The sequence below is a fragment of the Chryseobacterium sp. RLHN22 genome, from assembly GCF_051011795.1.
GTDB classification, from domain to species: domain Bacteria; phylum Bacteroidota; class Bacteroidia; order Flavobacteriales; family Weeksellaceae; genus Chryseobacterium; species Chryseobacterium zhengzhouense.
Map to the genome: position 1 here is coordinate 65971 of NZ_JBPCHW010000014.1, position 26403 is coordinate 92373.

Genomic DNA, 26403 nt, shown 5'->3' on the forward strand with positions numbered 1-26403 from the left:
CTTGAACAGCGTTCCGTAGGAGCGCTATCTTTCTCTTAAATTGTAAATAGTCTATTTTAAATTTTTGTAGGTTGGTTAAAAATGACTTAGGAAATGTAGGCGTTAAGAAAATAAAATTTATGAACGAAAAGAAAATTCTCTTGTTCGAAGCGCGACGAAAATTTCAAAATAAAACCAATCGTGAATCGCGCAAGTTTAGAATTTTTAGAGAATAAAATTTATTTTTAGCCGACAGTTCCAGTCTTGAATTTTTGTTTCTTTTGTTTCAAGACAAAAGAAAAATTACTTTATAGTTTTGCCAAATTCTCAATCGCTTTTTCCAGCGTTTCATTCTTCTTTGCAAAACACAATCTGATCACATTTTCATTGAGTTTATCTTTGTAAAAAGCAGAAAACGGAATACTTGCCACTTTGTGATTAACAGTTAATTCTGTTGCGAAATCAAAATCATTTTTATCTGAAATTTTATCATATTTCAAAGCCTGGAAATATGTTCCTTCACAATCGAGAAGCTCAAATGAAGTTTGCTTCAAACCTTGTCTTAAAAAATCTCTTTTCTCCTGAAAAAACCGATTGAGCTGATTGTAATGTTCATCGTTTTTCATGTATTCAGCCAAAGCCATCTGAAGCGGAGTGTTGACACAAAAAACATTAAACTGGTGCACTTTTCTGAATTCCTCAGTTAATACTTTTGGAGCGGCGCAATACCCAATTTTCCAGCCGGTGATGTGAAATAATTTCCCGAACGATGCCACTAAAAGACTTCTTTCTTTTAATTCGGGATATTTGCAGATGCTTACATGTTGATTTCCGTCAAAAATAATATTTTCGTACACTTCATCGCTTAAAATTAAAATATTCGTGTCTTTTACAATTTTTATTAATTCCTGAATATCATTTTCCTTAAAAATCTTTCCTGAAGGATTGTTAGGATTATTCAGGATAATCATTTTTGTTTTTTCTGAAACCAAACTTCTCACCGCATTCCAATTAATTTCGTAATCAGGAGCTTTCATCTGGAAACGTTTTACAATTCCGCCAAAAAGTTCTACAGTTGGTTCGTAGCAATCATAAGCGGGTTCAAAAATAATTACTTCATCATCTTTCTGTACGAAAGTGGCGATTGCTGTGAAAATTGCCTGTGTTCCGCCTGCAGTAATCGTAATTTCAGATTCGGGATGATAAACTGCGCTATGGCTGTTTTCTATTTTTCTTGCGATTTCTTCTTTTAAACCTATAACTCCACCTAATGGAGCATATTGATTAAATCCTTTTTTTATAAAATCATCCGCTAGATTCAGCAGTTTAGAGTCTGTCTCAAAATCAGGAAAACCCTGTGAAAGATTAATGGCCTGATATTGATTGGCAAGTTGAGACATTTGGGTAAATATGGTAGTTCCTACATTGGGAAGTTTAGAAGAAGGAAGTTGTATCATTTAAAATTCTTTATGAATCTAAATTAAGGGAAATTTTTAAATATTACGTTTCCTAAACCAATAAATATAGGTTTGTATGATGAAAATTTAACTAAAAATGTTAATAAATAGAAACTTAAAAATTCGGATATTTTTCTGCGTTTTTGTACTTTTGTATGTTTGCTGAAATAATATATGTCACAAGAAATACAACCTATCTATTCCGAAGATAATATCAGAACCCTCGATTGGCAGGAACATATTCGTTTGCGTCCCGGTATGTATATCGGTAAGCTTGGCGATGGTTCGTCTGCTGATGACGGTATTTATATTTTGCTGAAAGAAATTCTGGATAACTCGATTGATGAGTTCAGAATGAAATCCGGTAAAAGAATTGAAATAAAAGTAGATGACGGAAAAGTCATGATTCGAGATTTCGGCCGTGGAATTCCTTTAGGGAAAGTCGTTGACGCAGTTTCAAAAATGAATACAGGAGGTAAGTATGACAGCAAGGCATTCAAAAAGTCAGTAGGTCTGAATGGTGTCGGTACAAAAGCTGTAAATGCATTGTCAGATTATTTCCGTGTGCGTTCTTTCCGTGACGGAAAAATGAAAGTTGCTGAGTTTTCGAGAGGTTTAATTACTGAAGAACATGCCGAAAAGGAAACTTCAGACAGAAACGGTACCGAGATTTCTTTTACTCCCGATTCGGAAATTTTCCTTCACTATAAATTTAGAAAAGAGTATATCGAAAGAATGCTGCGCAATTATGCGTATCTGAATCCTGGATTAAAAATTATTTTCAACGGCGAAACTTTCTATTCTGAAAACGGTTTGAAAGATTTATTGGATGAGGAACTTGAGAATGAAACGCTTTATCCGATTATTCATTTAAAAGATAATGATATTGAAGTGGCGATTACGCATACTGATAAATCACAGACGGAAACCTATTTTTCTTTCGTAAACGGACAGAATACGACACAGGGCGGAACACATTTGAATGCCTTTAGAGAGGCCTTTGTAAAAACAATCCGTGAGTTTTTTAATAAGAATTTTGATGCATCTGATGTAAGAAAATCGATTGTTGCAGCAATATCCATTAACGTTGAAGAACCTGTTTTTGAATCTCAGACAAAAACCAAATTAGGATCGAATGATATGGGACCGAACGGGCCAACGGTTCGTATGTTTATCATTGATTTCCTAAAAAGTAAATTAGATAATTTCCTTCATAAAAACCCTGAAATTGCAGAAGCGATTCAGAGAAAAATTTTAATTTCAGAAAGAGAAAGAAAAGAACTTTCAGGAATCCAAAAATTGGCGAGAGAAAGAGCGAAGAAAGTTTCGCTTCACAACAAAAAACTGCGTGACTGCAGACAGCATTACAACGATCAAAAAGCGGAAAGAAAAGCGGAGACACAGATTTTTATTACCGAAGGAGATTCAGCATCAGGTTCAATTACCAAATCTAGGGATGTTGAAACTCAGGCTGTATTTTCACTGAAAGGTAAACCGTTGAACTGTTATGGCTTAACCAAAAAAGTGGTTTACGAAAATGAGGAGTTCAACTTGCTTCAGGCTGCTTTAAATATTGAAGAGAGTCTTGAAGACCTGCGTTACAATCAGGTGATTATTGCAACCGATGCCGATGTCGACGGAATGCACATCAGGCTTTTAATGATTACGTTCTTCCTTCAGTTTTTCCCGGATGTGATTAAGAACGGACATTTATATATTCTTCAGACTCCATTATTCAGAGTTAGAAATAAGAAAGAAACGAGATACTGCTATTCTGAACAGGAAAGAATAAAAGCGCTGAACGAATTAGGAAAAAATCCTGAAATTACCCGATTTAAAGGTTTGGGAGAAATTTCACCGGATGAATTTAAACATTTTATCGGAAAGGATATTCGTTTAGAACCTGTTGTCATCGGAAAAGATCAGACCATTGATCAGCTTTTGGAATTCTATATGGGTAAAAATACTCCGGACCGACAGGTATTCATCCTTGAAAATCTTGTGGTGGAAGATCCGGATATTAACAAGAAAGAAATTCTGGATGAAGCACTTGAATCTTAAAAAATAAAAACACCAAACAACACAAATATAAAGGATGAGATTAAGTAACAGAAAAAAAGCTCCCGTTTATAATTTTTTCAACACTTTTTTATTAATGATGCTTTCAGCAGGAATTGTAGGATTTATTTTTGATGAAATGCGATTTAATATTTTAGGAGGGAAAAGTATATTTTTAATTATTGTTCCACTCATATTACTGGTGATTTTTCACCTAAACGGACGGCAGATTTTCGAGTATGACAGTGATGGGGAAGCATTGCATTTTAGGAATAGGAATATTGTTCCCTTTCTTAGCAGAGCACTGAGTGATGAATTCCCCAAATATAAATTAATCAAATTTGAGATGGTGAATATTTTATTTTTTAAAAGATTATATATTACCGTATCAAGTAAAAATACAGGTTCAACTATTTTAAAGTATGATACTTCTTACCTTACAAGAAAAGAAGCCAACGACTTAAAATTATCCCTCAATAAAGTAGTAAAAGCTAATACAGAGAAAAGACCTCAAGAATAATAATGATAGAAGAACACTCGCACGAAGGCGAAAGCTTAAAAAAAGTTTCAGGACTATACAAAGACTGGTTTCTGGATTATGCGTCTTATGTAATTTTAGATAGAGCCATCCCGTCTGTTTATGATGGCTTTAAGCCGGTTCAGCGTAGAATTATGCATTCCATGCGTGAACTGGAAGACGGGCGTTACAATAAAGTGGCAAATATTGTCGGTAATACAATGAAATATCACCCGCACGGTGATGCTTCCATTACCGATGCCATGGTCGGAATCGGGCAGAGAGAATTGCTGATCGATACTCAGGGAAACTGGGGAAATATCTATACAGGAGATTCTGCTGCTGCTGCACGATATATTGAAGCGAGATTAACACCTTTTGCTTTGGAGGTCGTTTTTAATCCTAAAACAACAGAATGGGCAAAATCTTATGACGGCAGAAACAATGAGCCGATCGACTTACCCGTAAAATTTCCGCTTCTTCTTGCACAAGGTGTGGAAGGGATCGGGGTTGGGCTTTCCACAAAAATTCTTCCGCATAATTTTAATGAACTGATCAATGCATCAATAGCTTATCTGAAAGGCAAAAAGTTTGAGATTTTCCCTGATTTCCTGACGGCGGGTTATCTTGATGTTTCAGAGTACAATGATGGTGCAAGAGGAGGAAAAGTAAGAGCCAGAGCAAAGATTTCTCAGGTTGACAAGCATACTTTGATGATTTCTGAACTTCCTTTTTCTAAAACAACCAGCGACCTTATTGATTCTATTCTGAAAGCAAATGAAAAAGGGAAGATTAAGATCAAAAAGATTGAAGACAATACTTCAGATAAAGTAGAAATCCTGATTTATCTTCATAATGAAGTCTCTCCGGATAAAACAATTGATGCGCTCTATGCATTTACCGATTGTCAGGTCACAATCTCTCCGAATGCCTGTGTAATTGTCGGGGACAAACCAATGTTCCTAAGTGTTTCTGAAATTTTAAAAATGAACACCGATCACACGGTTTCTTTATTAAAAAAAGAACTGGAAATTGAGCTTCACGAATTACAGGAAAGCTGGCATTTTTCTTCCTTGGAAAGAATATTTATTGAGAACAGAATTTACCATGATATTGAAGAGGTAAAAAGCTGGGAAGAAGTTCTGAAAACCATTGATGAAGGTCTAAAACCACATACAGCACATCTTCTAAGAGCGGTTACAGAAGAAGATATTTTAAGGTTAACTGAAATCAGAATTAAGAGAATTTCGAGATTCGATTTAGATAAATTTAAAGAAAATATTGCCGCTTTAGAGGGAAAAATTGAGCAGGTAAGATTCCATTTAGCCAATCTTATTGCGTATGCAATCGAGTATTATCAGAATATTCAGAAGAAATACGGAAAAGACAAAGAAAGAAAAACAGAATTAAGGGTTTTTGATACTATTGATGCAACAAAAGTTGCCGTTGCTAATGAAAAATTCTATGCCAACTTTGAAGAAGGCTTTATCGGAACTTCTCTGAAAAAAGACCAATATTTATTTGACTGTTCAGATATCGACGATATTATTACGTTCAGAAAAGACGGAAGTATGAAAGTCGTAAAAGTGGAAGCCAAAACGTTTATCGGAAAAGATATTCAACACGTTGCGGTCTGGAAAAAGAATGATAAACGGACCGTTTATAACATGATTTATCGTGAAGGACGAGACGGACCATACTATATGAAGCGTTTTTCTGTAACCGGTGTTACAAGAAATACTGACTATCCTTTGGCTTCAGATAAAAAAGGTTCAGAAATGCTGTATTTTTCAGCCAATCCGAATGGGGAAGCTGAAGTTGTAACGGTTTTATTAAAACCAAACCCAAGAATCAGAAAAAATAAAATGGAAATCGATTTTTCGGAACTTGCGATTAAAGGAAGAGACTCAAAAGGAAATCTGGTTACCAAATATTCGGTGAAGAAAGTTGATTTGAAGGAGGAAGGGGTTTCTACTTTAGCGCCAAGAAAAATCTGGTTTGACGAAACGGTAAGAAGGCTTAATGCTGATGCAAGAGGAACTTTATTGGGGAATTTTAAAGGAGACGATAAAATTCTTACAATTAACGCTCAAGGCGAAGCCAAACTAGTGAGCTTTGATCTTGGAAACCGTTTTGATGACGAATACATTGTTCTTGAAAAATGGAGGCCAAATCAGCCTGTAACTTGTATTTATTATGACGGTGAAAAAGATATTTACTTTATCAAAAGATTCCTGCTGGAAAATACGGTGAATGTTCAGACATTTATGCCATCAGAACACCCGAAGTCATTTATCGAAAGAATTATTGTAGCCAATAATGCAACAGCAGAAATTGTTTTCGCAAAAGATAAAGGAAAAGAGCGTGATCCGGAATCTGTCAATATAGATGAGTTTATTGCTGTGAAAGGAATAAAAGCGATCGGGAACCAATTCACGAAATTTAAAGTTAAAAATATCAATATCACAATTCCGGAACCGGAAGAAGAGGAACCTGAAGTGTATGAAGAACCCGATTTTTCAAATTCAGGAGATGATGAAGGAGGAACGATCGGAGATTTGTTCCAGAGTGATGGAGATGGAAATTAGAAAATTATGAGTATTATTATAATTATTGCCATTACAGCAATTATAAGTTTTCTTGCTTTTAATAATCAGGAGATATTTGAAAAATATAAGTTTAATGTAGGAGCAATTCAGCATAGAAAAGAATATGTAAGAATCATCTCTGCGGGATTTCTGCATGCAGACATAATGCATCTACTGTTTAATATGATGACATTATATTTCTTCGGACCTATAATTTTAGAAGGATTTGGAAATATAGGATTTTTTATTATCTATTTTGGATCTATCCTTTTAGGCAATATTTTCTCTTTATTTATTTATCAAAAGCAACCTTGGTATTCAGCAATTGGAGCGAGTGGCGGTGTTTCGGGAATCTTATTCGCAGCAATAGCTATGTCACCAAATATCGGAATTTACTTCTTCTTCATTCCAATTCCTATTCCTGGTTTTGTATTTGGTTTGTTGTATTTCAGTTATTCTGTTTATATGATGCTAAATCCTAAACAGTGGGATAATTTAGGACATGCAGCGCATTTAGGAGGAGCATTTTTCGGGCTGGTTTATGCTATTATTCTTCAACCTCAAAGTGCAATTCATAATTCTTTGTTTATAGGAATTATGTCACTTCCGCTCATTTATTTAGCGTATGAAATATTTATAAGAAAAAGAATCGGCTAAGCTGATTTTAAAATAAAAAAATAAAAACCAATGAACACAGCCGAGTTAAACAATTTTATCGTTACACTTATTTATGGTTCGTTGGTTTTGTTGTCTTTACTCAAGCTTACCAATCCATTAAAAGTTAATAAAAAAGCTAACCTATGGTTCGGAATATTTCTTTTTTTGTGGTCAACATTCTGGTTGGATGAGATTCTGTCTTTGATTACCCATTCTGTAGTAAAAGTAAATTCAATCTTGCTTGTTGCTTTTATACAGTTTTTTACGCCGATTGTTTTCTTTTTCAGTGTGTTGTTTTACACCAATCCGTCTTTTAAGTTTAAATTATCAGATGTAAAATATCTTATTCTTCCCGTTCTTTTTTTCGTTATTCTTTTAATAAGAAAAACAGAAACGTACGAAAGCCGGCCAGATTTTTTTGAAACTATTGAAGTTTTTTACATCAGCTTAATTTTATTTCAGGCTCTTTTTTATACCGGTCTCTCTTATTTTACGATCAGAAAGCATCAGAAAAAAATTCAGCAATTCTCTGCCAATACGGAAGGAATTGATCTTAACTGGCTTGAATACATTATTCTCGTACTCTTAAGTGTAAACATTGTGTATGTAGTTTACAATTTGTTTTACAATTCATATTCTTTAAATCTTTTTATTAATCTCATATTCTTATCGGTGATTTATTTTGTTGCCTATTATTCTTTAAAGCAGAGAGAAATTTATCCTGTAGAACAAAAACAACGTGAAGAATTGATTACAATTGAAGCTGAAACGGAAGAAATCAAAAAGAAGCTTATTTCTGATGATGAACTGATCCGAATTAAAAACGAGCTGGAAAAAGCGATGGCAGTTCAAAAACCATATCTTGACAGCGAGCTGAATCTGATCAAACTTTCAGAGCTGATTTCAGTTTCTACCCATCATTTATCTTATGTAATTAATACCGGGTTTCAAAAGAATTTTTTTCAGTATGTGAATGAATTCAGAATTGATCATGCCAAAAAACTGCTCAAAGAAAATCAGAAGCTCTCAATTTTAGGAATTGCTTACGAGTCCGGTTTCAACTCGAAGACATCTTTCAATACAACATTTAAAAAACTTACCAACCAGACTCCTTCCGAATTTAAAAATAGTTCAGGTTTATAATTTTTAACTTTTTTGTACTTTAAGTAATTGATTGTCAGTATTAAATGTGATTGTCGGTTTTTTGTTGAGAAGGTGTTCGCTCAGATAATACGGAACATAAGAGATGGTTTCCGGGCATAATTTTGTCCAAGAAATTTACTGTTATGAATACCAAAGAAACTTATGCTGTTGTTACCGGAGCGAGTCAGGGTTTAGGAAAGGCATTTGCCGAAAATCTTGCCAAAAAGAACATCAACGTTATTCTGGTCAGCCTTCCTGGTCAAAATTTAAAAGAGCTTAGCCAAGAAATATCAGAGAACTATAATGTAAAAACTGAGCATTATGAAATTGATCTTTCGGTAAGGGAAAATGTTTTGCAACTTACCGATTGGATCAATAATTTATTCAATGTAAATATTTTAATAAACAATGCGGGTTTAGGTGGGACTAAAAAGTTCTTAGAGGCAAGTCCGGGTTATATTGATCGCATTCTACAGGTAAATGTTATGGCAACTTCTTTGATTACACATCAGCTATTGCCAAACTTATTAAAGCAAAAGCAATCTTACATTCTGAATGTCTCGAGTATGGCTGCATTTTCTCCGATTGGTTTCAAAACGGTTTATCCGGCATCCAAAACATTTATTCATTCATTTTCCAGAGGTTTACATGAGGAATTAAAAAATACAAGTGTTTTTGTAAGTGTTGTGAATCCCGGAGCCATGAAAACCAATACAGATGTCTGCAAAAGAATAGAAAAACAGGGCTTTCTAGGAAGATTAACACTTCTTGATCCAAACAAAGTTGCGCATTATTGTATCGAACAGCTTTTCAGGAAAGATTCTGTTATCATGGTGAATCCTGTAAGCTGGCTCGTTATGAAAATACTCCCGATCTGGATTAAATTACCTTTGATGACCAATGCCATTAAAAAAGAAATCGAAGCATGAGAAAAGCTTTTGTTACAGGAATTACGGGGCTCTTAGGAGCGAATGTTGTTTTAAAATTATTACAGGATGGTTATTTTGTTATTGCTTTGGTGCGCAAGAAAAGCGGCTATTTGGGTGAAGAAAACAAAAACCTGATGCTTGTTGAAGGCGATTTGTTTTCAGATGTTTCAGGATATTTGACGGATGTGGACTATGTCATTCATATCGCAGCCGAAACCCGGCAAAATCTGCTTTCTTATGCAGATTATAAGAAAATAAATTATGATGCTGCAATTCATCTGTTTTCGCAGTCTGTAGCAGCAAATGTGAAGAGATTTTTATTTGTAAGTACAGCCAATACTTTAGGTTTTGGAAGCTTGAGGAATTTAGGAAGCGAGAATGTCCGGCAAAAATATCCTTTCACTCATTCTTTTTATGCGAAAAGTAAACTAGAAGCTGAAAATTTTCTTTTAAAGAATAATAAAACAACAGAAGTTATTATTCTAAATCCTACTTTTATGATTGGAGCATACGATTTTAAACCTAGCTCAGGCAAAATTATATTTTGGGTCTGGAAGAAAAAACTGGTCTTTTATCCGAAAGGCGGAAAAAGCTTCGTTCATGCTGAAGATGTTTCAAATGGAATTTTGAAAGCATTGCAAACGGGAAAAAATGGTGAGAAATATATCTTAACCAACGAAAATTTAAAATACCGGGATTTTTTTAAAAAGGTAAATAAAGTTGCCAATCAAAAACCATTAATGATTCCTATACCGGATTTTTTATTAGCTATATTGGGTTTTTCAGGAGATTTGTTGAGGTTTTTTAAAATCAAAACCAATCTGAGCTCGGTCAATATGAAAGCTCTTCAAATCGATAATTTTTACTCTAACAAAAAGTCAATTGCTGAACTTAAAATTGAATATCAGCCAATTGAAAAAGCGATCGAAGATGCAATTTGTTTTTTTGAAAAGCAAAATCAGGCGAAAAAATAAAAATTACTTTGAAAGCTTTTCTAAAGCTTCTGCTAAGCTTTCTACGAAATTGATGTGCTTTGTCTTATTGCTTTCAAAAATAAAATCATTAATACTTTTGCTTTCAAATTTGCTGAAATCTCCCACAATGGCAAGGCGAATTCTGTAGTTGGAAAATTTCTGAAGAATTTCTCCGGCAATTCCTGTTTTTAAGTCAAAAAAATCAGGACTGATGTTTTTCTCATGGATGATCGCTAAACCAAAATCCTGATAGTATATATTTCCAACTAAATCGCCGCCGTCTTCCATTGATTGAATGATGATTTCGTCTGAAATGATTTCGGCAATTTTTTTATTGTTGATAAGATGAGCTTTGATTTGCATTTTAATTTAAAGTTTTTTTGACATCATTTAGAAAGCTGTTTACCGGAAATGCGTCACCTTGATTGGTAAGTACAATGATGGTCTTATTATTCTTCAAATCTCTCCAGAAAATACTTCTAAAACCATTTAATCCACCTGTATGACTCACAATTTTGTTATCTTTAGAATCGTCGATATACCAACCAAAACCATAGTTTGACAATTTTCCGTCGGATAATTTGAAAGGATTGTACATTAAGATCGAATTATTTTTATTGATCAGTGAACCATTACGGAGAGCGCGATCAAATTTATACAGATCTTTTGTTGTTGAATATATACCACCATCACCAGTTGTTAATATTGAATAATCATCAAGTAGTTTCTTTTGGTTGTAGCCTAAAGCTTTATTTCTAATCACAGGTTTTGATTCATCATAAACTTGTGTATTTGTCATTTCTAATGGGACAAAAATATTTTCATCTAAAAACTTAAGATATGACTTTCCGGAAATTTTTTCGATAATTAAAGATAATAGGATATAGCCGCTATTACTGTATTCAAACTTGCTTCCTGAAAGAAATTGTAATTTTTTTTGTTGTTGTAGCCAATGAAGAACATCTCTATTCTTTAGTCCTTTTTTACCTGACAAAACTTTTTCATAATCCCGAACACCAGATGTATGAGTAAGTAAATGTCTTATTGTAACATTTTTTGCGTAATCAGGCAATTCAGTAAGATATTTTGAAGCTTGATCATCAAATGACAGCAATCCTCTTTGTTGAAGCAAAATAATCGCTGTTGCAGTGAATGGCTTACTTAAAGAAGCAATATAAAAAGGAGTATCTGTAGTTAGTTTTTCCTGAGTTTCAAAGTTACTAAAGCCTAAAGCTGTATCTACAATTATGCTATCATTTTCCGTGACTAATACAGTTCCGTTAAATTTTCCATTGTTATAATATTTATCAACAATATTTTGAGCATTTTTATTGCAGGAGAACAACAATAAGAAAAGTGAAAATTCGAAAAAAATAATAACTTTAGTTGAAGAAATACGCATAATAGTTCATGTAAAAGAAATGATAGCTAAAAGTAAGACTAATTTATTTCTTTCCAAAAATAAAACGATCGTTTTCACTCAGATCTTTCATAAGTTCAACTTGCGAAAAATCTTTATACAATTCAAGAGTTTCTTTTCCTAATTTCTGATTGATTTCCAAAAACAATAATCCTTCTTTATTCAGATGTTTTTTTGAATCTTCAGCGATTTTACGATAGAAAATTAATGTATCCGAAGTGGGGGAAAATAATGCCATTTTCGGCTCAAATTCTTTTACTGAATCTGCAATCTCATGTTCTTCATCAATCCCGATGTAAGGCGGATTTGAAATAATAACATCAAAGTTTCTCTTTAAATCTAAATTCAGATAATCCGCATGAATAAAATTGATTTCCAAATGGTGAAAATCTGCATTTTTCTTAGCATTTTCTAAAGCTTTTTCAGAAAAATCAACCGAACTCACTTGGGCATCGGGGAAATGTTTCTTTAAAACCAAAGGAATAACTCCGCTTCCGGTTCCGATGTCGAGAATTTTGAGATTTGAGATTTGAGATTTGAGATTTGAAATTTTTTGGATCGCAAATTCAAGCAGCTCTTCCGTTTCAGGACGTGGGATCAGAACATGTTCATTTACAAAAATTCTCATCCCGTAAAATTCGGTTTCTCCCAAGATCTGTAAATACGGTTTTCCTGTTTTTAATTCTGAAATGATGTTTTGAAATTTTTTTTTATGCTCAACAGAAACTTCCTGATCAGAAAACTGCCTCTGTTGAATTGAATTTAAACCTAACAATTCTTCTGCAAAAACCTGAAATATAAATGTCGTTTCAGACGCCGTATAAATTTCAGAAACTGAGTCTGAAAAATGCTGTTTTAGTTGTGATAACGTCATTATCTTGTAAAAACCAGTTTTGTATCTGTCGATTTTTCTTCATCAATTCTATAGCCTTCATAATTGAAAGCTTTTACATCATTCAAATTTTTTGCATTGGTTTCTGCGCAGAATCTTACTACCAAACCTCTTGCATGCTTTGTGTAGACAACAATTGTCTTTGGTTTTCCATCTTTCATTTCATAAAAATCAAAATCAATAACTTTATGATTCAGTTTTTTTCTGTCAACTACTTTTACATATTCGTTACTCGCAAGATTCAGAAGAATTTCGTTTTTCTTCATTTCGGAATTGAGCTGTTCTGTAACTTTTTCGGTCCAGAAATCATAAAGGTTTTTATGGTTTTCAAATTCAAAATTCCTGCCCATTTCCAGACGATATAACATTACTTTATCCGAAGGTTTCAGCAGGCCGTAAAGACCGGATAAAATTCTGTGGTTTTTCTGAAGATATTCAACTGCATTTTTATCCAGAGTTTTAGCATCAAGTCCACGATAGACCTCACCTGTAAAGGCAAAAAGAGCAGGTGCAGATTCTTTTGCAGTCGGCTTAGCTTTCCATTTTTGATTTCTTTCCCAGTTTTCGTCTGCAAGTTTTGACGAAATTTCCATCAGATCAGAAAGATATTTCGGCGATTTATGTTTTAAGTGAGATTGAATCATTTCAGCTTCATTAATGAATTTTGGAGTAGAACTTCTCAAAAACTCTGTAGAGTTTTCTACATTCATTAATTTGGCAGGAGAGGTTATAATTTTCATAGATTAAGGAGAGTTAAATTTTTAAGATCAACAAAATTCATGATCATCAGTGATATCAAGTCAAACATAAAATGACAAATGATCAGAATTTTGATGTTGGAATATTTTTTATAAAACAGAGCAAACACAATTCCGATAAAGAAAGGCACAACAACCTGACCTACCGTTCCATAAGTGCTGTGCAAAATTCCGAATAAAATGGCAGAAATAATAATTCCTAACGCCGGACTGTTGTATATTTTTTCGATTCTTGGCTGGATGTAAGCTCTCATCAGTAACTCTTCGATAACTCCTGCGGTAAGACAGGTGAAGATAATCAGAAAATAATTGTTTTTAAATAAAAAACTTATCTGTAAGATCTTATCACTCAGTTTTTCTTTTGTTAGGAGCATAATGATCCCGTTCAGGAAAGCTCCGCCAAATGCACAGATTAAATATAAAATAATAACAGCTCCGAAATAAAAGGTAGGTGGATATTTCCTGTCTTCCCAAACAAAAAAAGACCTGTTTTCGATAAAGAAATTATAAATTAAAATAAGTAGCAGAACCAGCCACAGGGAAAGCCTGTTGTAAAAAAAGATCTCGCCTGTTAAGATTTTAGATTTGAAAAATAAATTAATTAATGGTATTGAATACAGCATAGATGCAGCAAGCAATACGAAAGTCAAGAGAATACCAATAGAATATCTTCCGTTCAGGCTCATTGTAAAAACTGATCTAAATTTCTCCTTTTCCCTGGCGGATAACTTCAGGTTCGCCCGAAGTTAAATCTACAATAGTCGAAGCCACATTGTCTCCATATCCTGAATCGATCACAATATCAACCAAATGGTCATATTTTTCAGCAATAAGTTCAGGATCGGTTGAATATTCAATGATTTCATCATCATCTTTTATGGAAGTTGAAGCAATTGGATGTCCCAATTTTTCAACAATCAATTGTGGAATAGGATGATCAGGAACACGAATACCGATGGTTTTATGATTTTTATAAGCTAAAGGTAAATTTTTGTTAGCATCTAAAATAAAAGTGAAAGGACCCGGAAGACGGTTTTTCAGAAATCTGAAAACTGAAGTATCAATTGGTCTTGTGAAATCAGAAAGATGGCTTAAATCATTACAGATTATAGAGAATTTTGCTTTCTCTAGCTTCTGCTTCTTTATCTGTGCTAATTTTTCCATGGCTTTAATATCAAAAATATTACAGCCTAAAGCATACACTGTATCAGACGGATATATAATCAGTCCGCCGTTGTTCAGGGTTTTAATTACCTCATTGATAAGGTTTTCTTGAGGATTTTCGGGGTAAATTTTTAGAATCTTTGCCATAAACAAATGTACGAATATTTAAACTGAATCAAAGAATATGCCTTTATTTAAAAGAAAAACTTGCAGTTGTAAAATATATTCGTATATTTGCAGTCCAATATCGCGGGGTAGAGCAGTAGGTAGCTCGTCGGGCTCATAACCCGGAGGTCGCACGTTCGAGTCGTGTCCCCGCTACTAAGATCACTTTTGAAGTGTAAAGAAACATCGCGGGATGGAGCAGTAGGTAGCTCGTCGGGCTCATAACCCGAAGGTCATCGGTTCGAGTCCGGTTCCCGCTACTAAGATAACGTTGTCGGTAAACGTTTAAAAATATACCGCGGGGTAGAGCAGTAGGTAGCTCGTCGGGCTCATAACCCGGAGGTCGCACGTTCGAGTCGTGTCCCCGCTACCAACAGGAGAATCAGAAATGGTTCTCCTTTTTTTTACCAAAAATTCGGAGATTTTTTTTAAGTATAATTACTTCTGTAACTAAAATTGTTTAAATAAATTTTTGAGATTCGTTTTTAAGTTATTATTTCCACCCATAATATTTTGGTTTGTTAATTGCTTTTGTGTTTCTAAAATAAATAATTATGGGAAATATTACATTTAGAAAAGAAGATTTTATAAAAGATGACCGCAGATATAAAGTAGAAGTAGATAAAGGTGTCGGTAAAGGCGTAGATCTAATTGTGGAAAGAGAAACAGAAGCTGGCGAATATGAAGTGATTCAGGCGGAAATTATAAGATCTGCAGACGAGCGTGTTTTCGTAGCCTGGAGCGAACCATTCAACGGTAGAGTAGTCAGTGACGAATACAAAAAGTTATAAAAAATGTCCCGCTTCGTAGAAGCGGGACATTTTAATTTATTGTTTTTAAAAAAAACTATTTGTTAGCTAACGTTTCAAATGGAGCTAGCTTAAAATCTTCAGATTTTACCTGTTCAAAGTAAGAAGATTTGTTGTTTCCTTTTAATCTTTTTACTGCCTTCGATGCTGCTGTAAAATCAGTATCAATTTTGGTGGCAATTTCTGTGGGTTTGAAATCTTTCTTCACACTGTCATCATCTACTCCTAAATATCCATTTTTCTTAGTAATATAGTTGATGAAGTTGTCGTAATTTCCTAAAGTGTTTCTGAAATATTGAGTGTGATAATTCATACACTTTGTAGCTGTTTTCGATTTGTTTACAATACAGCTTGCCATATTTCCTCTATATAAATCAAATTCCAAAGCTACTGCGTCATATTCTTTTTTCAATGCTGCTTTACCATTGCTTAAAACTGTTGCATCCCCCTGCGAATCGCTTATTTTTTTCAAATGTTCCAATACCAAAGGAACGGTGTTTTCAATTTTTGTTTTTGCTTCTGTAACCGATCCGAAAACAGAAGAAGTCTGCGCTGATGTTACATTAAAAATCAACAGCATTAAAACAGAAAGTAGAGTATATCTTTTCATTAGAAATTTTTAAAGCACTAAAATAAATATATTTTCTCATTCTGTACATATTCATTTTAATTTTATTTAATAAAAATTAACAAGTTTTAAGAATTTATATTGAATTTAAGCTTTTTTCTAACGATTAATTATAGCATATTTTATGTCTATTAAAAATTTAACATATTTTAATATTTCGTAAATAATTGATTTACAGTAATTTGTTTGAATTTAATTTTTATCACTAAAAAAATAGTTGTTTGAATAAAAAATAATTCTACATTTGTATAACTAATTTATTAGTGATAAGGAATTTTTGTTAACTTTATCAGACTAAACTTAAATTATACATTATGATCATACAGACCTTAACAAAAGCAGAAGAACAGGTAATGCAGTTTTTATGGAAACTCGAAAAAGGTTTCCTGAAAGATGTTCTGGATCTTTATCCGGAACCGAAACCGCATACCAATACGGTTTCTACGATTCTGAAAGTTCTTAAGGATAAAGAATTTGTAGATTATCATGTGTACGGAAGACAGCATGAATATTTTCCTCTGGTAACGAAAGAGCAATATTCCGGGAAAACAATGAAGAGTCTGGTGAAGAATTATTTCAAAGGTTCTTATAAAAGTGCCGTTTCTTTTTTAGTAGAAAAAAACGAAATGACGGTTGAAGATCTTGAAATGCTGTTAAACGAACTTAAAAACAAAGACTAATATGGAAGCTCTTATTTTTTACTTCGGAAAAGTAATTATCTGTTCAGGTGTAATGTTTTTGTATTATCAGTTGTCTTTAAAAGACAAGACCTTTCATCATTACAACAGATTTTATCTTTTGTCTGCCATGCTGATCTCGATCTTGCTGCCTCTTATTAAAATAGAAGATTTTACGATAGAAGTAAGTAATAATCTTTATTTACTTATCAGTAAGATGCAAAGTTTTAACGAACAAAAAAACTTAGATAATGACCACATTTATTTTAGAATTATTTTTTCAGCTTTGGGATTGGTTTCTCTCTATTTTTTAGGGAAATTTCTATATGGGATTTTCAGAATCCAGCAGCTCAAAAGCCAGTTTAAGAAAGAAAGTTTTGAAGGGGTAAATTTTTACCAGACCAATCTTTCGGAAGCTCCTTTTTCCTATTTCAGAAACCTTTTCTGGAAGAATTCCATTGTCATCAATTCTGAAGTAGGAAAGCAGATTTTAAAGCATGAAATGGTTCATATTGAGCAGAAACATTCTTTCGATAAAATTTTTATTGAAATTATTACTTCCGTTTTCTGGTTCAATCCGTTCTTTCATATCATTAAAAAAGAAATCAATTTAATACATGAATATCTGGCTGATAAAAAAGCCGTAAAACAATCGGACACCAAAGCATTTGCGCAGATGCTTTTAGCAAGCCACTTTTCCGGAAATCAGTTGCCTGCAACCAGTCCGTTTCTAAGTTCAAACCTTAAAAAAAGACTCAAAATGTTACAAAAACCCCAAACAAAGTATGGGTATGCGCGAAGAATATTTGCCTTACCGGTTTTATTTACTGTTGCTTTCGCTTATATGGTAAATGCCAAAAACAAAGAAATAAAAGAAACCAATATTGAGATTGATAAAGCGGTTGCAGAAATGAAAAGAGATACCATCTCTCCGAAAAATAAAGCCGCCCAGATTCTGCAACTCCAGCAGGAAAAAATTTCAAAAGCGAATGAAAAACTTAAAGTTCAGTCTGAAAAGCTAAAAACTTTGAGCGAAAAATCGAAAGAGAAAGCTGCAGAGTTAGAAAAAATAGCAAAAGAAAAAGGCGAGAAAAGCTATGAATTTGAATTAAAAGCAAAAGAGTTGAATCAGCTTTCTAATGAAATGGATAAGATTGCTGAAAGAGATATGCAGTTCAAAATTGATTTTGATGAACTGATGAGCAGCAGAGACAAAATTCTGGCAAATAAAGATCCTAAAGTAGTTTTAAAAGATATGAACTTTAAAAGAGTTTTTCCTGATGGAGAAAACTACAGGATCAATATAAATGGAGAAGACATCGATCTGGAAAAAATATTTGACTCTAAAGAATTTAAAGAGAACTTTAAGCTGAGTGAAGAGAAAATCAAAGCTTTGAAAGATAATTTTGCATCTCCTGAATTTAGAGAGAAACATGGCAAAATCAATAAGTTTTATCTGAATGGTAAAGATGTTTTTTCAGATTCAGAAGAATTGAAGAAAATAGCAAAGCAATATTCAGGAAATGGGTATAGCTTCTACAACGGAACGAGTAATTTTTCTAAAAAAGAGCTTACAAAAAAAGAAAAGAGAAAGCTTGAAAAATTAAATAAAGAAAGAGCTGAAGCCGAGAAAAAGCTTAAAGAAATCCGAAAAGAGCAAAGAGAATTACAAGGAAATCCTTGGATCGTTTCTGTAGATGCGCATGTACCAAAAGTTAGCTATTCTGCTACATCAAGTTATACGGAAACTCCGATTCCTCCAAAAAGCAGAATTTTATCTAATGGTGCTACTTTTCAGACCAATGTGAAAGATATTGTTAAAGCTAATTCTGTTGGAGATGTCAAATATTTCATCAATGGGAATGCGAGTACCAGTGAAGAATTAGGTAAAATTGACCCAAAGAATATCGAATCTATTAACATCAATAAAACAAAAGTTTCAGGAAAAGAAGCTGGGGAAATTTATATTAAGACAAAGAAAAATAACTTTAATTAAGCTTACCGGAATTTAAATTAAATAAATTTTCAAAATGAAAAAACTGATAACCATTTTCTGTTTATTGCTCGTCGGAATTTTAACTCATGCACAGAATAAACGCTTCACGTACGAATATAAATTTATTCCGGATTCAACAAATACAGCAGAAGTGAAAACAGAGATGATGAATCTCGATACATCACCTTCCGGATCCAAATTTTACAGCTATACGGTTTATCATGCCGATTCTATTTCAAGAATTGATCTGGAGAAACAACTGGCTGCAACCGGAATGATTAATATTAAAGCTAATTCAAGGGGCTCGGTAAGATATTCTGTCTCCAAAAAATATCCTAAATACGAAACTTTTCTGCACAGCAGACTTCTAATGGATAAATACAGGGTTTCAGATGAAAGACCCATTAATTGGAAAATCGACACCGATAAACAGAAAATAGGGGAATGGAATGTACAGAAGGCGGAAGCAGATTTTGCCGGAAGACACTGGATTGCATGGTTTTCTGCCGATATTCCAATTCAGGATGGCCCATATAAATTCCGAGGACTTCCAGGGCTTATCGTAAAGTTGGAAGACCAGACGAAATCTCATGTTTTCACATTGCAAGCCATTAAAAATATAGATTCTATTCCTAATGATGTTTTTGATTCAAAAGAAATTGCAATCAATTTAAAACAATACGACAAGTTGGTAAAAGATTATGAAAATGATCCTACAAAAGGTTTAAAGCAAATGCAGATGGGAGGAGTGACCATGATTATGAAAGAAGGTACAGGAAATCAGATGAAAAGTCAGGAAGAACGCCTGAAAGCGAGTATAAAAAAAGATAATAATAGGATTGAACTTAACAGAATAAAATAAGATGAAAAAAATATCTTTGGTAATGTTCTTAATAATCGGTTTTGGTGTTTTTGCTCAGAACCGGTTTTTCTACGATTACAAATTTATTCCAGATTCTACTGACAGATCCAAAGTGCTTAGTGAAGTGATGCTTCTGGATATTGATAAAACAGGATCAAAATATTATGGTCAGCAAAAATTCATTGCAGACTCTACTTCCCGGGCTGATTTGGAGAAACAGCTCAAACTAAGTCCGAATAATATCAGCATGAACAGAAGAGATAAGCCTGGACAGGTAAATTATAAGGTAACAAAAGAGTATCCTGATTTTAAAACCTATCTGTTTACAAATATTTCTTCCGACAGTTATAAAGTGGAAGAAGATAAAAAACCGGAATGGAAAATTCTTCCCGACAAACAGAAAATAGGAGCGTATAATGCCCAAAAAGCAACTACAAAATATGGCGGAAGAGAATGGACGGCATGGTTTTCAACTGATATTCCGTTTCAGGACGGACCATACAAATTTTACGGATTGCCTGGTCTGATCGTTAAAATTGAAGATAAAACAGGTTCGCACTCTTTGACTCTGGTTGGTAATAAAAGCATCCAGCCTACCGTAACAAAGGAACTTGAACTTCCTCAAGGAATACAGCTGTACGGAATGGGAGGAAAAGAAATAGAAATCAATAAATCCCAATTCAAAAAAGTATGGAAAGCTTATAAAAATGATCCGACAAAAAATATGCGCGAAATGATGTCGAAAAATTCGGACACCAACAGAATTGTCTTTAAAACAAAAACTTCAGATGGAAGAGAAATTTCAGACCCGAACCAGGTTTTCAGAGAAATGGAGAGGAGCGCAAAAGAAGGTTTTAAAAAGAATAATAATCCTATAGAACCGGAACTTTATAATTAACAATTTTAATATTTTATAAACGAAACAAGCGGAGAAATTTTCTCCGCTTGTTTTTTTGTTTAATAAAATATTTTATTTCTTACCAGTTAACCACTGATCCTGTAGTTTTTGTTCTGCAGAAGTTGGGTTGGCTTTAAATACAAGGGTTTCAACAGTCATTCTTTCAGGTGCCGCTTTACCTTTCAGATCAATCTTGTCCATTTTATCTCCGTTTTTGCGGAGTACGGTAACGGTAACATTCTGTCCTTCTTTAATGGATTGTGCATATCCGATAAATTCCTGCGCATTTTGGATGTTGATCGTTTTTCCGTCCATTGCTACTACCTGATCGGTGATCTTCATTCCCAGATTTTTGGCAAATGTAGAAAGTGCAGAATGATCATCAAAAGCAAAAGCATTATTTATCTCATCAAAACCGGTCTGCTCCGGACTCTTGATAAACCAAAGAATTGGTGGCGTCTCCTGTTTGTTGATCTCAACACCAACCTGACTTAAATATTCTGCGTAAGGAGTTGGCTGGCTTCCTGCAATGTATTTGTTATAAAAATCTTTCACTTGCGGGTAACCTGTAATCGTTACCAATTCATCAATCAGTTTATCATCTTTAAAAGGTTTGTTTTCACCGAATCTTTGAGACAGTTTTCTGATCATATCACGGTAACCCATCTCTCCGTTTGATAGTTTTCTCAGCTCAATATCGAGACACATGGTAAGAAGTGTACCTTTTTCGTAAACATTTCTGTATTGATCTTTATATTGATCCTGAAGAATATTTTTACTCATGACCGTAAAAGGCATCGTGTCATCATAATTCTTAGAATTTTTAATCTTATCAGCGATTCTCTGTAAAAATTGCTCTTTCGTAATTAAACCCTCCTGAATCTGGAATAAGTTGGCAAAATATTCTGTTCCGCCTTCATACATCCAAAGATGCTGAGACATTTTCGGGTCTGCGTAATCGAAATAGTGAATCTCTTCAGAGTGGGTTTTCAAAGGATTTACCGTGTGGAAAAACTCGTGAGAAACCACATCAACGATCGATTCGTCAATCGCTTCTTTCGGCATCATTTCATGAAGAACCACACTTGTAGATTCGTGGTGCTCCAGCGCTCCGAAGCCTTTTATCTGCGGACCTTGAGCTCCTGCAAGATAAAGCATGATCGCATATTTCTTGTTGGTGTTCATATCTCCCAAAAATTTCTTCTGAGCAACCACCATTTTTTCTAAATTATCTTTAAAATCGGCTGCTTTATATTTTCCCGTAGGAGAATAAACGCCTAAAACAAGATCCATTCCGCCTGCATTGAAAGTAATATAATCGGGTTTTGAATACATTAGCGGAGAATCTGTCAGTTTTGCATAGTTAGCTAAGGTGAAAGTATCTGTTGCTTCAGATTTATCCTGGTCTACCAAAGCCGTCGTACCATAAAAATCATTAGGCTTCTGAATGATCAACTGATACGGAACATCCTGCATGTTATCGATGTACCCTACAAAACCGTGAGTATTGATTAAATATACTTTTCCTTGTTCAATATCTGTTCCTGAAGGAGAAAATACGGCTTTATGCTTATCGGTTTCGTTTTCTTCATCAAAACTGTCATTAACGAAATAAGTAATTTTAGTTAAAGCCTTCGCATTTTTTAATGAATACGTATTGTCGTTTACTTTGGTAAAGGCGAGCTCTTTTCCTTTATTATCTAAAAACTTTATTCCTTCTACAAATCTTCCGTAGTCATCCACAGAATACGTTCCGGGAACGGTTTTTGGAAAGTGGAATTTCACATCATTCGATTTCATTTTCGGAAATTCCATGGTTACGGCCACTTTATCGTCTTTTACATTAACCAAATCGATATTGGTTTTAATCGATTGAGCCTGAACTAAAGCTACTGCCAAAATTCCTAGGCTTAATGCTATTTTTTTCATTAGGTTTAATTTATAGATAAGTAGTTGATTTTAAATTGAATTTGTTACAGGTAAAAATATAATTAATTACTAATTTTTAGTTAAAAAAAAGCAAAACCAAAAATTGGTTCTGCTTTTAATTAATTTAAACTTTTTTATATCTGATATAATAGTTCTTACTAAACTGTACCGGATTTGAGTTGCTAAGTTTCAACGTCTGCCAAGATTCATTAGGAGAAATCGTTTGACTCCCAAATATTATCGGAAGATTTAAATTTTTCACAGTATTGGTATAACGGTATTTCAGTTCATTTCCATTTTGAGAATATTCCAAAACAGGAACATCAACCGTTCTTAAATATTGATTGAAAACAGTTGTAAAATCAAATCCTGCCTTCTCGGAAATGTATTTCTCCACTTGTTCGGTAGTAACGGTCTGATGATAAAAATCTTTATTCAAACCTCTCAAAATCTGTCTGAATTTTGCATCATCATTGATGACTTGTCGAATTGTGTGAACCATACTTGCGCCTTTTGCGTACATATCGCCACTTCCTTCATTTCTTACTCCGTATTTTCCGATAATCGGAATATCATTCAATATATTATTCTGAATTCCCTGTGCATAAATGTCAGCAGATTTTTTATCGAGATAATTTTCGGTAAAGAGAACTTCAGAATAATTGGTAAAAGCCTCATGAATCCACATGTCAGCCTGATCTTTTGCTGTAATATTATTAGCAAACCATTCGTGCCCGCTTTCGTGGATGATGATGAAATCCCATTTTAAACCAACTCCGGTTTCGGATAAATCTCTCCCTAAATATCCGTTTTGGTAACCATTTCCGTAAGCAATATTGCTTTGGTGTTCCATTCCCAAATGCGGCGATTCAACCAACTTATAAGAGTCTTCATAAAAAGGATAAGGGCCAAACCAATATTCAAAAGACTTAAGCATCGGTTTTACCTGCTCGAACTGCTTTTTTGCTTTATCTAAATTATAGTCTAAAACCCAGTAGTCCAGATCTAATTTTCCTTTTTCACCTTCATACGAATCTTTAAAATTTACATATTTTCCTATACTCGGAATGATTGAATAAGCATTAATAGGGTTTTTAACTTCCCAAATGAAAATATTCTTATTATTTTCTGTCTTCTGATTAATTAGCCTTCCGTTTCCGATTCCAACTAAATTTTTCGGAGTAATAATTTTCATCACAATTCCAAAATCAGGTTCATCGCTCCAGATATCTTTTGTAGGAAGCCAGACTGATGCTCCGATCCCTTCGTCGGCAACACTCATCCAGGGATTTCCTTTTTTATCGGTTTTAAAAATCCATCCTCCGTCCCAAGGTGCATTTTTAGCAATGATGGGCTTTCCTGAATAACCAATATTTATGGTATGTTTTTCTCCCTTTTTAAAGTTTTTCTGAGAACTAATGAAAATAAAAGCGCCTTCTCTTTTAAATGGTTTAGGACTAGGAAAGCTAGACTGTACTACATCCACTTTCATTGGTTGCTGCAAATCAATCTGAAAAACAGGGTTTGATACATCTTTTATAATTTCAAAGCTTATTGTATTATTTCCGGTGAGACTTCTTTGTTCAAAGTCAGGCTCTACAGACAGATCATATTTTTTTACATCCCAGAAGTTACGGAATTCTGTATTGGAGCCTTTTAAAGTATCCGCTTTAGTGAACGTTTTACTTTGCTCAAAAAATTGTCCGAAAGTAAGGCTTGAAACCAATAAAAGAGAATATGAAATTTTTTTCATTTTGATAAGATGAAATTTGACCAATGCCAAAATTAAAGAATATTATTAAGAATGATTGAGTTTTACTGTCGATTTTAAATTATAGGGCGTAAAAATCTTAGATTTTTACGCCCTATAATTTTATGAAGTAGAAAGATTAATGTGTAACTTTCTGCAAAGCTGCTTCTCTTTTCTGAACTTTTTTATAAGTATAAGAACACATTACGATACTAAATTCATACAGCAATAATAACGGAAATGCTGCCATCAACATACTCAGAACGTCTGCAGGAGTGATGATCGCTGCAACTACCATTATTAAAACAATAGCATGTCTTCTGTAAGTCTTCATGAATTTCGGATTCAAAATTCCGATATTTGTTAAGAAATAGATCAAAACCGGAAATAAAAACACAACACCCATTCCTAAAACCACTTGTAAAAACAAAGTCGTATAATCACTTAAATCATATAATGGAATAATAATATCTGAGATTTTAAAAATTACTCCAAAATTGACAGCAAAGGGTAAAATCAGGAAATATCCGCATAAAACTCCGGTCATGAATAAAATCCAAACAGAATTGATGATGAAAATTGAATTTTTCCTTTCATTGGGATGCAGCGCCGGACTTATAAACCGCCACAATTCCCATACAATATAAGGGAAAGCAGCAACAATACCACCAAAAATAGAAACTGCCATCATCACGTTAAACTGTTGATATAATCTCTGTACACGTACCGGAAATTCATCAGGTAAAGTAATACTGTCTTCACCTAAAAGCCATCTCGAGAAATCATTCACCAGTCTGAAGGTCGGAAAATCATTTCGGGTCGGACCAAAGAAAATATGATCCATAATCCAGTTGATATTGAAGCCCACTACAATCGCAGCAATTACGATTGCTATAATAGAGCGGATCAGATGACCTCTCAATTCGCCAATATGTCCCCAAAAAGACATGTCTTTATCTTCGCTCACAGATAATTTTTTTAAGTTTCAAATTTAGGAAAAAGTTTGTTCATGACAGAAGAAGGATAAAATTTCAAATCTTATTTATAAATTAGACTTATCCTCAACCTCAACTTAATTAATTCCCTCATCCAGCAGTTTATGCAGATCAATAATTCCGAAATATTTTCCGTTTTCGGTGACAACAAGTTGTCCGATGTTATTTTCTTTTAAAATTTTCATGGCCTCTTTCGCCAATGCAGTTCTCTCAATAGTTTTCGGATTTGCAGACATAATATCTTTAGCCAGAACTTTTGAAATATCTTCGCCTTTCATCAGCATTCTTCTTAAATCTCCGTCTGTTATTACTCCGATGATGTTATTTTCATTGGTAACAACCGTAATTCCGTGTCTCGAGCTGCTGATAGATATAATAACATCTTTTACGGTGTCATTTTCTGTAACTTCAGGTTTTTGGGAAGAAAGAAAGTCATCCACTTTAGAGATCAGGTTTTTACCTAAACTTCCTCCTGGATGAAATTTTGCAAAATCATTCGCTTTAAACTCATTCATTTCCATTAAAGCAATTCCCAATGCATCACCAAGGGCCATTTGTAAAGTGGTAGAGCTTGTAGGCGCCAATTTTATCGGGCAGGCTTCCATATCAACATGAGTATCCAGAATAACATCCGAAAACTCAGCCAATTTACTTTTTCTGTTCCCGGTCATTCCGATAAGGGCAGAAGAATAATCTTTTAAATAAGGAACCAGATTAACAATCTCAGGAGAATTTCCCGAGTTGGAAATGCATAAAACAACATCCTGTTTCTGAATTACACCCAAATCGCCGTGAATGGCTTCAGATGCGTGCAAAAACTGTGATGGTGTTCCTGTAGAATTCAAAGTAGCAACAATTTTATTTCCTACGTGTGCAGATTTACCAATTCCCACAACAATCAATTTTCCTTTGGTAGAGTGAATGATTTCTACTGCTTTTACAAATTCGTCGCCGATTCTTTCTTTCAGTTTTTCAAGTTCAGAAATTTCTATGGTCAATGTGTTTTTTGCAATTGAGATAATTGTGTCTCTTTCCATTTTTATGTTGAAATTAATATACAGATCACCAAAGATTTCAATTTGTATTCATTATAAATTGAAGGATTAAAAAAAACTACAGTTTTTATTTTAAGTAAAATTTTTATAACTTTGGATTAGA

General features: G+C 33.8%; 24 protein-coding genes and 3 tRNA genes. 15 read left to right on the top strand and 12 right to left on the bottom strand.

Going from position 1 to position 26403, the window contains the following annotated elements:
- Positions 1 to 287: 287 nt before the first annotated feature.
- Positions 288 to 1436: a methionine aminotransferase gene (locus ACR1PN_RS14240; protein WP_433980575.1), complete on the bottom strand. Its 1149-nt coding sequence runs from the start codon at positions 1434 to 1436 to the stop codon at positions 288 to 290.
- 174 nt (positions 1437 to 1610) lie between these two features.
- Here ACR1PN_RS14240 and ACR1PN_RS14245 point away from each other — a divergent pair, with 174 nt between their 5' ends.
- From ACR1PN_RS14245 to ACR1PN_RS14275, 7 genes are all read left to right on the top strand, one after another.
- A complete protein-coding gene (locus ACR1PN_RS14245) occupies positions 1611 to 3497 on the top strand; it encodes a DNA topoisomerase IV subunit B (protein WP_433980576.1) in 1887 nt (628 codons plus the stop codon).
- A gap of 34 nt (positions 3498 to 3531) precedes the next feature.
- Positions 3532 to 4014, top strand: coding sequence for a hypothetical protein (locus tag ACR1PN_RS14250; RefSeq protein WP_378178674.1), 483 nt, complete (start codon positions 3532 to 3534; stop codon positions 4012 to 4014).
- Between the two features lie 2 nt (positions 4015 to 4016).
- On the top strand, positions 4017 to 6599 hold the full coding sequence (locus ACR1PN_RS14255; protein WP_433980577.1) for a DNA gyrase/topoisomerase IV subunit A: 2583 nt from the start codon (positions 4017 to 4019) through the stop codon (positions 6597 to 6599).
- A 6-nt stretch (positions 6600 to 6605) separates the two neighbouring features.
- Positions 6606 to 7256 (top strand): rhomboid family intramembrane serine protease, encoded by a 651-nt coding sequence (locus tag ACR1PN_RS14260; RefSeq protein WP_433980578.1) that lies wholly within the window; start codon positions 6606 to 6608, stop codon positions 7254 to 7256.
- A 30-nt stretch (positions 7257 to 7286) separates the two neighbouring features.
- On the top strand, positions 7287 to 8399 hold the full coding sequence (locus ACR1PN_RS14265) for a helix-turn-helix domain-containing protein (protein ID WP_433980579.1): 1113 nt from the start codon (positions 7287 to 7289) through the stop codon (positions 8397 to 8399).
- Between the two features lie 143 nt (positions 8400 to 8542).
- A complete protein-coding gene (locus tag ACR1PN_RS14270; RefSeq protein WP_378178662.1) occupies positions 8543 to 9328 on the top strand; it encodes an SDR family NAD(P)-dependent oxidoreductase in 786 nt (261 codons plus the stop codon).
- Positions 9325 to 10302: an NAD-dependent epimerase/dehydratase family protein gene (locus tag ACR1PN_RS14275; RefSeq protein WP_433980580.1), complete on the top strand. Its 978-nt coding sequence runs from the start codon at positions 9325 to 9327 to the stop codon at positions 10300 to 10302. Before ACR1PN_RS14270 ends, ACR1PN_RS14275 begins: the two co-directional genes overlap by 4 nt.
- Positions 10303 to 10305: 3 nt before the next feature.
- On the opposite strand, the gene ACR1PN_RS14280 is transcribed toward ACR1PN_RS14275, so the two are convergent.
- Genes ACR1PN_RS14280 through ACR1PN_RS14305 form a run of 6 tightly spaced genes read right to left on the bottom strand, consistent with a single transcriptional unit; the run spans position 10306 to position 14683 of the window.
- The gene (locus ACR1PN_RS14280; RefSeq protein WP_433980581.1) at positions 10306 to 10665 is read right to left on the bottom strand and encodes a DUF4180 domain-containing protein; all 360 of its coding nucleotides are present in this window, start codon (positions 10663 to 10665) and stop codon (positions 10306 to 10308) included.
- Position 10666: 1 nt separating this feature from the next.
- Positions 10667 to 11704 (bottom strand): serine hydrolase domain-containing protein, encoded by a 1038-nt coding sequence (locus tag ACR1PN_RS14285; RefSeq protein ID WP_433980582.1) that lies wholly within the window; start codon positions 11702 to 11704, stop codon positions 10667 to 10669.
- A gap of 43 nt (positions 11705 to 11747) precedes the next feature.
- Positions 11748 to 12596: a peptide chain release factor N(5)-glutamine methyltransferase gene (gene prmC, locus ACR1PN_RS14290; protein WP_433980583.1), complete on the bottom strand. Its 849-nt coding sequence runs from the start codon at positions 12594 to 12596 to the stop codon at positions 11748 to 11750.
- Positions 12596 to 13354, bottom strand: a complete 759-nt coding sequence (yaaA, locus tag ACR1PN_RS14295) for a peroxide stress protein YaaA (protein WP_433980584.1) — start codon at positions 13352 to 13354, stop codon at positions 12596 to 12598. The genes prmC and yaaA overlap by 1 nt, the downstream gene beginning before the upstream one ends.
- Positions 13351 to 14058 carry a lysostaphin resistance A-like protein gene (locus tag ACR1PN_RS14300; RefSeq protein WP_433980585.1) on the bottom strand — a complete coding sequence of 236 codons (708 nt, stop codon included), beginning with the start codon at positions 14056 to 14058 and terminating at the stop codon, positions 13351 to 13353. Before ACR1PN_RS14300 ends, yaaA begins: the two co-directional genes overlap by 4 nt.
- Positions 14059 to 14071: 13 nt before the next feature.
- A complete protein-coding gene (locus ACR1PN_RS14305) occupies positions 14072 to 14683 on the bottom strand; it encodes an L-threonylcarbamoyladenylate synthase (protein WP_378178640.1) in 612 nt (203 codons plus the stop codon).
- A 101-nt stretch (positions 14684 to 14784) separates the two neighbouring features.
- Between ACR1PN_RS14305 and ACR1PN_RS14310 the strand changes: the two genes are divergently transcribed.
- The 4 genes from ACR1PN_RS14310 to ACR1PN_RS14325 all read left to right on the top strand — a co-directional run bounded on the left by ACR1PN_RS14310 (position 14785) and on the right by ACR1PN_RS14325 (position 15492).
- A tRNA-Met gene (locus tag ACR1PN_RS14310) sits at positions 14785 to 14857 on the top strand.
- A gap of 31 nt (positions 14858 to 14888) precedes the next feature.
- Positions 14889 to 14961, top strand: a tRNA-Met gene (locus ACR1PN_RS14315).
- Between the two features lie 37 nt (positions 14962 to 14998).
- Positions 14999 to 15074 (top strand) — tRNA-Met (locus ACR1PN_RS14320).
- A 181-nt stretch (positions 15075 to 15255) separates the two neighbouring features.
- Entirely contained in the window at positions 15256 to 15492 is a 237-nt protein-coding gene (locus ACR1PN_RS14325; RefSeq protein ID WP_378178464.1) for a glutathione synthase, read from the top strand.
- Positions 15493 to 15547: 55 nt separating this feature from the next.
- Here the strand turns inward: ACR1PN_RS14325 and ACR1PN_RS14330 are convergent, their stop codons facing one another.
- Positions 15548 to 16120, bottom strand: a complete 573-nt coding sequence (locus ACR1PN_RS14330) for a hypothetical protein (RefSeq protein ID WP_433980586.1) — start codon at positions 16118 to 16120, stop codon at positions 15548 to 15550.
- A 332-nt stretch (positions 16121 to 16452) separates the two neighbouring features.
- Between ACR1PN_RS14330 and ACR1PN_RS14335 the strand changes: the two genes are divergently transcribed.
- The 4 genes from ACR1PN_RS14335 to ACR1PN_RS14350 are packed head-to-tail and all read left to right on the top strand — an operon-like array spanning position 16453 to position 20571.
- Positions 16453 to 16818, top strand: a complete 366-nt coding sequence (locus ACR1PN_RS14335; protein WP_047483601.1) for a BlaI/MecI/CopY family transcriptional regulator — start codon at positions 16453 to 16455, stop codon at positions 16816 to 16818.
- Between the two features lies 1 nt (position 16819).
- Positions 16820 to 18811 (top strand): M56 family metallopeptidase, encoded by a 1992-nt coding sequence (locus ACR1PN_RS14340; protein ID WP_433980587.1) that lies wholly within the window; start codon positions 16820 to 16822, stop codon positions 18809 to 18811.
- 34 nt (positions 18812 to 18845) lie between these two features.
- Positions 18846 to 19673, top strand: a complete 828-nt coding sequence (locus ACR1PN_RS14345) for a GLPGLI family protein (RefSeq protein WP_433980588.1) — start codon at positions 18846 to 18848, stop codon at positions 19671 to 19673.
- A 1-nt stretch (position 19674) separates the two neighbouring features.
- Complete coding sequence (locus tag ACR1PN_RS14350) at positions 19675 to 20571, top strand: GLPGLI family protein (protein ID WP_433980589.1); 897 nt, start codon at positions 19675 to 19677, stop codon at positions 20569 to 20571.
- A 72-nt stretch (positions 20572 to 20643) separates the two neighbouring features.
- Here ACR1PN_RS14350 and ACR1PN_RS14355 read toward each other — a convergent pair whose 3' ends face one another.
- The 4 genes from ACR1PN_RS14355 to ACR1PN_RS14370 form a co-directional block, all read right to left on the bottom strand.
- Positions 20644 to 22500 (bottom strand): peptidase M61, encoded by a 1857-nt coding sequence (locus ACR1PN_RS14355; RefSeq protein WP_433980590.1) that lies wholly within the window; start codon positions 22498 to 22500, stop codon positions 20644 to 20646.
- A 124-nt stretch (positions 22501 to 22624) separates the two neighbouring features.
- Complete coding sequence (locus ACR1PN_RS14360; protein ID WP_433980591.1) at positions 22625 to 24253, bottom strand: M1 family metallopeptidase; 1629 nt, start codon at positions 24251 to 24253, stop codon at positions 22625 to 22627.
- 136 nt (positions 24254 to 24389) lie between these two features.
- The gene (gene tatC / locus ACR1PN_RS14365) at positions 24390 to 25217 is read right to left on the bottom strand and encodes a twin-arginine translocase subunit TatC (RefSeq protein ID WP_433980592.1); all 828 of its coding nucleotides are present in this window, start codon (positions 25215 to 25217) and stop codon (positions 24390 to 24392) included.
- Positions 25218 to 25322: 105 nt separating this feature from the next.
- The gene (locus ACR1PN_RS14370; RefSeq protein ID WP_433980593.1) at positions 25323 to 26282 is read right to left on the bottom strand and encodes a KpsF/GutQ family sugar-phosphate isomerase; all 960 of its coding nucleotides are present in this window, start codon (positions 26280 to 26282) and stop codon (positions 25323 to 25325) included.
- Between the last annotated feature and the right edge of the window lie 121 nt (positions 26283 to 26403).

Bases quoted from the DNA above. Each gene is read 5' to 3' on its own strand.
- ACR1PN_RS14345 (WP_433980588.1), top strand. From the start codon at position 18,846: ATGAAAAAACTGATAACCATTTTCTGTTTATTGCTCGTCGGAATTTTA.
- prmC (WP_433980583.1), bottom strand. From the start codon at position 12,596: ATGACGTTATCACAACTAAAACAGCATTTTTCAGACTCAGTTTCTGAA.
- ACR1PN_RS14355 (WP_433980590.1), bottom strand. From the start codon at position 22,500: ATGAAAAAAATAGCATTAAGCCTAGGAATTTTGGCAGTAGCTTTAGTT.
- ACR1PN_RS14350 (WP_433980589.1), top strand. From the start codon at position 19,675: ATGAAAAAAATATCTTTGGTAATGTTCTTAATAATCGGTTTTGGTGTT.
- yaaA (WP_433980584.1), bottom strand. From the start codon at position 13,354: ATGAAAATTATAACCTCTCCTGCCAAATTAATGAATGTAGAAAACTCT.
- ACR1PN_RS14270 (WP_378178662.1), top strand. From the start codon at position 8,543: ATGAATACCAAAGAAACTTATGCTGTTGTTACCGGAGCGAGTCAGGGT.
- ACR1PN_RS14275 (WP_433980580.1), top strand. From the start codon at position 9,325: ATGAGAAAAGCTTTTGTTACAGGAATTACGGGGCTCTTAGGAGCGAAT.
- ACR1PN_RS14340 (WP_433980587.1), top strand. From the start codon at position 16,820: ATGGAAGCTCTTATTTTTTACTTCGGAAAAGTAATTATCTGTTCAGGT.
- ACR1PN_RS14300 (WP_433980585.1), bottom strand. From the start codon at position 14,058: ATGAGCCTGAACGGAAGATATTCTATTGGTATTCTCTTGACTTTCGTA.
- ACR1PN_RS14335 (WP_047483601.1), top strand. From the start codon at position 16,453: ATGATCATACAGACCTTAACAAAAGCAGAAGAACAGGTAATGCAGTTT.
- ACR1PN_RS14285 (WP_433980582.1), bottom strand. From the start codon at position 11,704: ATGCGTATTTCTTCAACTAAAGTTATTATTTTTTTCGAATTTTCACTT.
- ACR1PN_RS14370 (WP_433980593.1), bottom strand. From the start codon at position 26,282: ATGGAAAGAGACACAATTATCTCAATTGCAAAAAACACATTGACCATA.
- ACR1PN_RS14325 (WP_378178464.1), top strand. From the start codon at position 15,256: ATGGGAAATATTACATTTAGAAAAGAAGATTTTATAAAAGATGACCGC.
- ACR1PN_RS14260 (WP_433980578.1), top strand. From the start codon at position 6,606: ATGAGTATTATTATAATTATTGCCATTACAGCAATTATAAGTTTTCTT.
- ACR1PN_RS14360 (WP_433980591.1), bottom strand. From the start codon at position 24,253: ATGAAAAAAATTTCATATTCTCTTTTATTGGTTTCAAGCCTTACTTTC.
- ACR1PN_RS14250 (WP_378178674.1), top strand. From the start codon at position 3,532: ATGAGATTAAGTAACAGAAAAAAAGCTCCCGTTTATAATTTTTTCAAC.
- ACR1PN_RS14240 (WP_433980575.1), bottom strand. From the start codon at position 1,436: ATGATACAACTTCCTTCTTCTAAACTTCCCAATGTAGGAACTACCATA.
- ACR1PN_RS14305 (WP_378178640.1), bottom strand. From the start codon at position 14,683: ATGGCAAAGATTCTAAAAATTTACCCCGAAAATCCTCAAGAAAACCTT.
- ACR1PN_RS14245 (WP_433980576.1), top strand. From the start codon at position 1,611: ATGTCACAAGAAATACAACCTATCTATTCCGAAGATAATATCAGAACC.
- ACR1PN_RS14265 (WP_433980579.1), top strand. From the start codon at position 7,287: ATGAACACAGCCGAGTTAAACAATTTTATCGTTACACTTATTTATGGT.
- ACR1PN_RS14255 (WP_433980577.1), top strand. From the start codon at position 4,017: ATGATAGAAGAACACTCGCACGAAGGCGAAAGCTTAAAAAAAGTTTCA.
- ACR1PN_RS14280 (WP_433980581.1), bottom strand. From the start codon at position 10,665: ATGCAAATCAAAGCTCATCTTATCAACAATAAAAAAATTGCCGAAATC.
- ACR1PN_RS14330 (WP_433980586.1), bottom strand. From the start codon at position 16,120: ATGAAAAGATATACTCTACTTTCTGTTTTAATGCTGTTGATTTTTAAT.